6 protein-coding genes are annotated in these 8250 nt (G+C 61.7%); 2 read left to right on the top strand and 4 right to left on the bottom strand.

Annotation, left to right across the window (positions count from 1 at the left end; all coding sequences use genetic code 11):
* Nucleotides 1-57: 57 nt before the first annotated feature.
* Nucleotides 58-2232, bottom strand: a complete 2175-nt coding sequence (locus ACE04F_RS16735) for a hypothetical protein (RefSeq protein ID WP_486108394.1) — start codon at nt 2230-2232, stop codon at nt 58-60.
* A 356-nt stretch (nt 2233-2588) separates the two neighbouring features.
* Here ACE04F_RS16735 and ACE04F_RS16730 point away from each other — a divergent pair, with 356 nt between their 5' ends.
* Nucleotides 2589-3938, top strand: coding sequence for a spinster family MFS transporter (locus ACE04F_RS16730; RefSeq protein WP_486108392.1), 1350 nt, complete (start codon nt 2589-2591; stop codon nt 3936-3938).
* 159 nt (nt 3939-4097) lie between these two features.
* Here the strand turns inward: ACE04F_RS16730 and ACE04F_RS16725 are convergent, their stop codons facing one another.
* Both ACE04F_RS16725 and pobA read right to left on the bottom strand, forming a co-directional pair.
* The gene (locus ACE04F_RS16725) at nt 4098-5615 is read right to left on the bottom strand and encodes an MDR family MFS transporter (protein WP_486108390.1); all 1518 of its coding nucleotides are present in this window, start codon (nt 5613-5615) and stop codon (nt 4098-4100) included.
* A gap of 69 nt (nt 5616-5684) precedes the next feature.
* Nucleotides 5685-6875: a 4-hydroxybenzoate 3-monooxygenase gene (pobA, locus tag ACE04F_RS16720; protein WP_486108388.1), complete on the bottom strand. Its 1191-nt coding sequence runs from the start codon at nt 6873-6875 to the stop codon at nt 5685-5687.
* Between the two features lie 170 nt (nt 6876-7045).
* On the opposite strand from pobA, the gene ACE04F_RS16715 reads away from it, so the two are divergent.
* Nucleotides 7046-7939 carry a helix-turn-helix domain-containing protein gene (locus ACE04F_RS16715; protein ID WP_486108386.1) on the top strand — a complete coding sequence of 298 codons (894 nt, stop codon included), beginning with the start codon at nt 7046-7048 and terminating at the stop codon, nt 7937-7939.
* 7 nt (nt 7940-7946) lie between these two features.
* On the opposite strand, the gene ACE04F_RS16710 is transcribed toward ACE04F_RS16715, so the two are convergent.
* Entirely contained in the window at nt 7947-8123 is a 177-nt protein-coding gene (locus ACE04F_RS16710; protein WP_305499247.1) for a hypothetical protein, read from the bottom strand.
* Nucleotides 8124-8250: the final 127 nt, after the last annotated feature.

Here is an 8250-nt window from a genome sequence, read left to right as displayed (position 1 = left end):
ATCCTCTGTGGGAGCGAGCCTGCTCGCGAATCGGGGCGACGCGGTGTCACGCCAGCCTCAATAACTCTTGCCAGTATGGTTATTCAGCGAAATAACCTTGGTCTTGCCAATCCGGTGACGGTAGATCTCACGCAAATACTTGATGGATTTCTTCACGCAGTCCCGGGACAGCCGGATGTCATTGATCGAGACAAATTTTTCCTTGTCGCTGATCAGCTCGCGATACTTCTTCTCGTACATCGGCTTGATGGCGTACCAGTTGGTGTCGAGGATCTTCGCCGGGTTCTCGAATTCATTGAGCAGGTCGTCGATGCGTGCTTCGTCGAATTCTTCATTGATGATGAAGTCCAGGATCGAGTTGTCCAGGGTCTCGTCGAAGCGATACGGCGTGCGCGCGAAGCAGCGCTTGATGAACGCCACGATCAAGGTCAGGAAATCGTCGGACAGGCACGGGCTCTTGGCGATCAGGGTAGTCAGCGACAAGTTGGCCGAGGCGCCGATCACCAGCGCATAGCGCTTGAGCGTGGTGTTCGGGAACAGGCTGTTGAGGTGGGTCTTGAGCCGGTTCAGGTCCATGTAGGACAGCTTGTAGTCCTTGGGCAGCGAGACGATCGACACCACCGACGAGCAGTTCTTGAAGAAGTGCAGGTCGTGCAGGGCGGCGGCGTCGTAGCCGGAGTTCTTGTATTGCTCCAGCGAGGCCCGGTAACGCTTGGACTCGATCGGCAACAGGCTGATGCCTTCGATGGCCTGGGTGACTTTGTTGAAGTGCGGCAGGTCGATGGAGCGGAAGAACAGGTCGTCGATGTTCAGGCGCGGCGGCTCTTTCTCGAACACCTTGAACTTGTCGCCGCTCGGCGCCGGGGTTTCCGGAACGACGGATTCAGCGTAGGCAATCGCCACCGGGCCGGCCAGGCTCATGAACAGGTCGTTGGCATCCAGGCGAATGGTTTCGCCGATGTCGATGCCGGCGCGCCGGAAGTAGTTCTGGTCGTAGTCGGTGGTCACGGCCTGGGCCGTGAGGATGTTGAAGATCTGCTGGGAAATGTACTGGTTGGCGTGCTTTTCCATGGCATTGACGTCAATGTTCTGGATGTTGCCGTCATCGCTTTCTTCGGCGTAGCGCATGATGTCGTTGGAGATCAGCATCATCGCGTTCCATGGGCGGATACGGCCCATGACGCTGGCTTCGCTGCTGTCTTCGTTGGCGAAGTTGTACGAAAAATCCCATTCTTCCGAGAGGTATTTGCACAGCAGGCGTCCGGCGTTGATGTGCAGCGCCTCGGACATTTCACTGCGGTGATCGGAAATGTTTGGCAGCACGCAGATGCCGCTGGTGAAAATCGGCTCGAAGACGAAGGAATGACCGCTCTTGCTGTCGTGTTCGTCCATTGGCTTGGTGTCGAACGTCTTGTTCATGTACGAGTACTGCTGGGCCAGGCCGAACTCCGAAGCCATGCCCGAACCGGTCCCGCCGCCAGCGCTGAAGATCGAGAAGTACAGGCGCGACTGGTTGGCCTTGATGCCGCAGCTGTCGATCAGGTACGAGTGGATCATTTTCCAGTCGGGGCTGGAGAAGCGCTGGGTGTCCTTGTTCAGGATGATCTTCGCCAGGTACTGGCCGAGGATCGGCGCGTTACCGGCACCACCGGCGTGGACTTCGGAGAGGTCCATGATTTTCATCTTGCTGTAGTCGCGCAAGAACCCGCTTTTTTCGCCCTTGCGGGAAAAACGGATACGCCCGGCGATGTCTTTGTCCAGGTCGCCGAGCATGACCAGCGGTTCCACCAGGAATACCGGTTTGCTGGCCTTGCTGGTGCCCAGGCGCAGGTTGCGCATCCACTGCGCGGGGCGATAGCCCTTGTCACCGTAGTGTTTGTCTTCGGCGTTGAATTCGTTGAGGTAGAACTTGCGCGCGTTGTAGACCAGTTCCGCCACGTCCAGGGCGATGTTGGAGCCGCAGCGCCCAAGGCCGATCAGGCACACCGAGGGGAATTCCTGCTGGCCACGTTCGCTCTCGTCATCCACCAGGTGCGGCGGGCGGGGGAATACGGCATCACGCAGGCCATCGAGGTTGTCGAGGATGCGGTCGGTGTTGGTCTCGGTGAAATACAGATATTGCTGGGTCGCCAGGGATCGCGAGCTGCTCGACAGCGCCGAGGCGTCCGCGCCGTTGGCGGCCGGGCTCAGGGTCAGATCGGAAACCGCAGTGGCTGTTTTTTTGGAGGTCATTGTGCGCCGTATGCCTGACTGGTCGGTTCGACGATCTGGTCATCGAACCATCGCGGATGGGAGCTCGCGTCTTTTGATCGCGCGAAGGTCGGCCCAAGCGTTCCAGGCCATGCCTTGGCGCCGCTCGGGGGAATCTTTTTCCTGATTATCTGGATCGGCATCTGTAGGACGATCTTTAATCAAGAAGGGGCAGAATGATGGCATTTCCTACAGAAAAATGACCGTCGTCACGAATGCGCCATTCACCATGGTCGGGTATCAGCCGCGCGAATGATTGAAGACAGCGCGCACGCTGCTGTCTAGATTGCAGGCTCCGGGCTCGGATGCCTCGCCCAACAATAAGAAGAGACGGACCCATGCAGAACTCGACCCAAGCGGCGAATGCCTGGCGCATTCTGTTCCTGCTGTTCCTGGCCAACCTGTTCAACTTTTTCGACCGCACCATCCCGGCGATCATCATCGAGCCGATCCGCATGGAGTGGAGCCTCAGCGACTTCCAGATCGGCATCATCGGTACCGCCTTCACCATCGTCTATGCCATCGCCGGCCTGCCGTTGGGGCGCATGGCCGATACTGGTTCGCGCAGCAAACTGATGGGCTGGGGCCTGGCGACCTGGAGCGGGCTGACGGCGGTAAACGGCCTGGTGGGCAGTTTCTGGGCGTTCCTGGTGGTGCGCATGGGCGTGGGCATCGGTGAAGCCAGTTATGCGCCGGCGGCCAACTCGTTGATCGGCGATCTGTTCCCGGCGCACCGTCGGGCGCGGGCGATGGGCATTTTCATGCTGGGGCTGCCGCTGGGCCTGCTGCTGGCGTTCTTTACCATTGGCGCGATGGTCAAGGCGTTCGACAGCTGGCGCGCGCCGTTCTTCATTGCCGCGGTGCCGGGCCTGGTGCTGGCGGTGTTCATGTTTTTCATCAAGGAACCCAAACGCGGCGCGGCGGAAACCGTGGCGGTGTCCCAGGAAAAGGTCGACAAGCCGATTCGCCGGGTGCTGGCGATTCCGACCTTTCTCTGGCTGATCCTGGCGGGGCTGTGCTTCAACTTCGCCACCTATGCCTGCAACTCCTTCCTGGTGCCGATGCTACAGCGCTATTTCGGGATGCCGCTGCACGAGGCGGCCGTGGCGACTGGGATCATGGTCGGCGTGACCGGGTTGTTCGGGTTGACCCTCGGCGGCTGGGTGGCCGACAAGATTCACCAGCGCGTGCCCAACGGCCGGCTGCTGTTCGCGGCGTTCAGCCTGGCGATTTCCACGGTGACCACCGCTTGGGCCCTGCATGCCGGGCGCATCGAAATCGGCATCTTTGTCGCCGTGTTCAGCGTCGGCTGGCTGTTTGCCTATAACTTCTACACCTGCGTCTACACCGCGATCCAGGACGTGGTGGAGCCGCGCCTGCGGGCCACGGCGATGGCGTTGTATTTTGCCGGGCTGTATCTGCTCGGCGGTGGCCTGGGGCCGGTGGTGGTCGGCGGCTTGTCGGATTACTTCGCCCGCACGGCCATGGCGGCCGCAGGCGCCCCGCAGATGACCGAAGCGTTCAAGGCGATCGGCCTGCATGACGCGATGTACCTGATCCCGGTGGCGCTGCTGTTGACCATGGTGTTCCTGTTCCTGGCCTCTCGCTGCTTCGTGCGCGATGCCACGCGGATGAAGGAAGGAATGAGCGCGGTGGTGGTGCCGGGTGGGGTGGCGGCGACAGCTTGAGACAAACCTGCAGGGGAGCGCGCTTTTGTGGCGAGGGAGCTTGCTCCCGCTGGGCCGCGAAGCGGCCCCAGAATTTCCCCTGCCCACTCAGGATTTTAGGCCTGCTGCGCAGTCCAGCGGGAGCAAGCTCCCTCGCCACAGGGTTCAGCGCCATCCGCACTAGCGAGTTTTTTCTTCACGCCCGCGCAACAGGCAGTCGGGCATCGCCACGGCAGCCGCCAACCCCAGCAACGACACCGCCGCGCTGATCATCAGCAAATGCCGGAACGTCCCTTGCAGTTCCTCGCGCAAGGCATCCCGTGCCGCGCCCGGCGCGGCGTTCAGGCCGTCGAGCAGCACGTTGCCGGAATGCCCTTCGCCGATCACTGACGAACCGGCGAGCTGGGCGAAACCTGAATCCTGCAACAGCGCCAGCAGCAGCGCCGACATCAATGCCACGCCGACCGCGCCGCCCAATGAGCGGAACAGGTTGGTGGTGCTGGTGGCCACGCCGATGTCCTGTTGCCGCACCGAGTTCTGCGAACCCACCAGCGAGGTGGGAAATTGCATGCCGGACGCGATGCCGCCAAGCAGCATGAACAGGCTGCTGAGCCAGAATGCCGCGGGCGGGGTGAAGGCCATGCCGAGGATGGCGAACGGGAAGAGCAGGGCGCCACTGAGGATCATCGGTTTGTAGCGACCGCTGATCGAGGTGCGCCGTCCGGCGAAATAGGCGCCCATCGGCAGGCCCATCGCCAGTGGCAGCAGATGCAGCGCGGCACTGTCGGCCCCGGCGCCGGTCACGCTCTGGAAGCGCAACGGCACCAGCACCGTCAGCGAGATCGCCTGGAAACTGGTGAAGAACACCGTGCACCAGCACAACACCGCGCTGCGGTTGACGAACAGGTGCATGGGCAGCAACGGCTCGCGGGCGCGGCGCTCATGCCAGGCGAATACCCCCAGCACGACCACGGCGCCACCGAGCAGCCCGAGCACTTCGCGGCTGTGCCAGGCGTGACCCTGGCCGATCTGAGTAATGCCCAGCAGCAGCGCAGTGAGGCCGATGATCAGCAACACGGTGCCCAAATAGTCGATGATCGGCGTGCGTTGCGGTACCGGCAGCCCCACCAGTGTGCGCCGGGCCACCAGCCAGGCGCCCAGGCCCAGCGGCAAATTGATCCAGAACACCCAGCGCCAGGACAGGTATTCGGTCATGTAGCCGCCCAGCACCGGCCCGGCGACACTGGCCACCGCATACATGCTGCTGAAGTAACCCTGGTAACGGCCACGTTCCCTGGGCGGGATGATGTCGCCGATGATCGCCTGGCTCACGGAGATCATCCCGCCAGCGCCGATGCCCTGGAAAATCCGCGCCAGTACCAGTTGTTGCATGTCTTGCGCCAGGCCGCAGAACAGCGAGGCGAGCGTGAACAGGCCCATGCCGAACAGCATCAATGGCCGCCTGCCGTACAGGTCGCCCAGCTTGCCGTAGATCGGCACCGCAACGGTCATCGCGACCATGTAGCCGGAGATCACCCAGGCCAGCAGGCTGACATCCATGAATTGCGCGGAGATGGCCGGCATCGAGACGGCGACGATGGTCTGGTCCAACGCACCGAGGAAAATCGCCAGCATCAGCGCCACCAGCACGCTGCGGATGGCGGGTTGCGGGGCTTGAGGCGTATCGAGCTGATTCAAGGCTGGACCTGCGGGCATCGCGCCGGGGAGGCGAATGGACGGGAGCCCGCAGTTTAAATCGATAGTTGGCTATTCGATAGCCTCGTAAGGAAGGCCGACGTAATTTTCCGCGATGGTTTTTCGACCGGCCTCGGAGTCGACGAAATACTCCAGCTCCGCTTCGCTGATGCGCTGGTTGAACGCGTCGTCGTCGAAGCGATGCAGCATCGACGTCATCCACCAGGAGAACCGTTCGGCCTTCCAGACCCGGCGCAGGCAAATGGCCGAATAGCGTTCCAGCAGATCCACCCGGCCGTCGCGATAGACCTTGAGCAAGATGTTAAACAACGTACTGACGTCGCTGGCGGCCAGGTTCAGCCCCTTGGCACCGGTGGGCGGGACGATGTGGGCGGCGTCGCCGACCAAAAACATCCGCCCGTACTGCATCGGTTCGACGACGAAACTGCGCAGCGGCGCGATGCTTTTTTCGATGGAGGGGCCGGTCACCAGCGCTTCGGCCAGGTCGGCGGGCAGGCGGTTTTTCAGCTCGCTCCAGAAACGCTCGTCCGGCCAGTCGGCTATTTGTTCCTCGGCGGGCACTTGCAGGTAATAACGGGTGCGGGTCCGCGAGCGCATGCTGCACAGGGCAAAGCCGCGCTCATGGCGGGCGTAGACCAGTTCCTCGTGGACCGGCGGGGTGTCGGCCAGGATGCCGAGCCAGCCGAACGGGTAGACGCGCTCGAAGACCTTGAGTTTTTCCGCCGGGATCGATTGCCGCGCGACGCCGTGGAAGCCGTCGCAGCCGGCGACGTAATCGCAGTCCAGGCGCCAGGTTTCGCCTGCGTGTTCGAAGGTCACGAAGGGCTGGTCGGTCTGCAGGTCGTGGGGTTGGGCGTTGTCGACTTGATACAGGGTCTGCGCGCCGGATGCCTGGCGGGCAGCCATCAAGTCGCGGGTGACTTCGGTCTGGCCGTAGACCATGACGTTCTGGCCGCCGGTCAGTTCCTTCAGGTCGATGTGCACGCGCCGGCCATTGAGGACCAGCTCGAAACCATCGTGAGGCAGGCCTTCGGCGTCCATGCGCTGGCCGACCCCGGCCTGGCGCAGCAACTGCACCATGCCTTGCTCAAGCACCCCGGCGCGGATGCGGCTGAGGACGTAGTCGGGTGTCTGGCGTTCCAGGATCAGCGTGTCGATGCCGGCGTTGTGCAACAACTGGCCGAGCAGCAGTCCAGAGGGGCCGGCGCCGATAATGGCGACTTGGGTCTTGAGGGTTTTCATTGTTGTTATGACTCGCAAGAGCACGCGACCAGGGTCGGTGTTTATTATTAGTAATCCTGGCCTGCATTTTTCGCTTGCGAACCTGTCAATTGAAGGGGAAAACTGCGCTGAAACCTGTACTTTCTGCCAATCGGTGCGATTACCGCCCGTAACCCGAGGCCAACCCTCGTATGAAAAAAACCGAGCTGCCTTCGATACCGGTGTTCAAGCTCTATGGCGAGAGCCAGGATTGGCCGACGCCGGACCTGCTGCATTGCGAAACCATCTCCACGCGCAGCAGCGAACATCAGTGGGAAATCAAACCCCATCGGCATGCGGACCTGTGTCAGTTGCTGTTTGTCTACAAGGGCCAGGCCGAGCTGGAAATAGAAGGCCAGCGCACCCGGCTCGACGAGCCGGCCGTGCAGATCCTGCCGCCCTTGTCAGTGCATGGCTTTCGCTTTTCCGAGGATGTGCAAGGTTACGTGGTTACCCTGGCGGCGCCGCTGGTGACGCATCTGCAAGGGCAGCTCGGGCATTCGGTGAATGTCCTGGCCCAGGCCGAAGCCTACCCGGCCGGTGAAAACGCCGACTACCTCAACAGCCTGTTCAGTGCCTTGCAGGCGGAATATGTTGGCCACGAACCGGCCCGGGAAATGCTGATGCATGCATTGGTCAGCGTGATCATGGTCTGGGTCAGTCGTCAGGTAATGGACAGGCGTACCTCGTCGCAGCGTCCGCAACGGGCCCGGGAATACCTCAACGGGTTCATCCAGCTGGTCGAGGAAACCTATCGCCAGCACGTCAAGGTCGAAGACCTCGCCCATCGCCTGGGCATCTCGGTATCGCACCTCAACGGCACCTGTCGGGAACTGGCCGGGCAACCGGCGTTGCAGATCATGCACGAGCGCCAGTTGCTGGAGGCCAAGCGGCTGCTGACCTACACCGGCATGACCATCTACGAGATCTCCGAGCTGCTCGGTTTTTCCGACCCGACCAACTTCACCCGGCTGTTTCGCCGGCGTGTCGGCATTTCGCCCAAGGCCTTCCGCGACCGGCTCAAGACCGATCAGCCGGACGACTGAAACCACTTCAGCGCAGAGCGTTCAGGGATGCGTTGTGCGGTATGCAGCGTTCGAAGTTGCAGCTGGCGTATTCACGGGGCAACTGCCTGGCCTGTTCGACCCGATAAGCCGCAGTGCCATACAGCGCTAGCGTGGCCGTGCAGGTGACAAAAATGGCGAGGCGTCTTCTTGTTTTGATGTTCATGGCGATGACCTCTGAACGAATACCCGGGGGTACTGTTTTGAGCATAGGTCAGCCATGGCGAGTTGCCAGTCGGGCGGGTTTTGTGTGTGGCTCGATATTCAGGCCACTGATGGATTTCCTGTGGGAG

This window comes from Pseudomonas sp. AGC41 (assembly GCF_057334555.1).
This window is presented reverse-complemented; position numbering and strand designations above follow the sequence as displayed.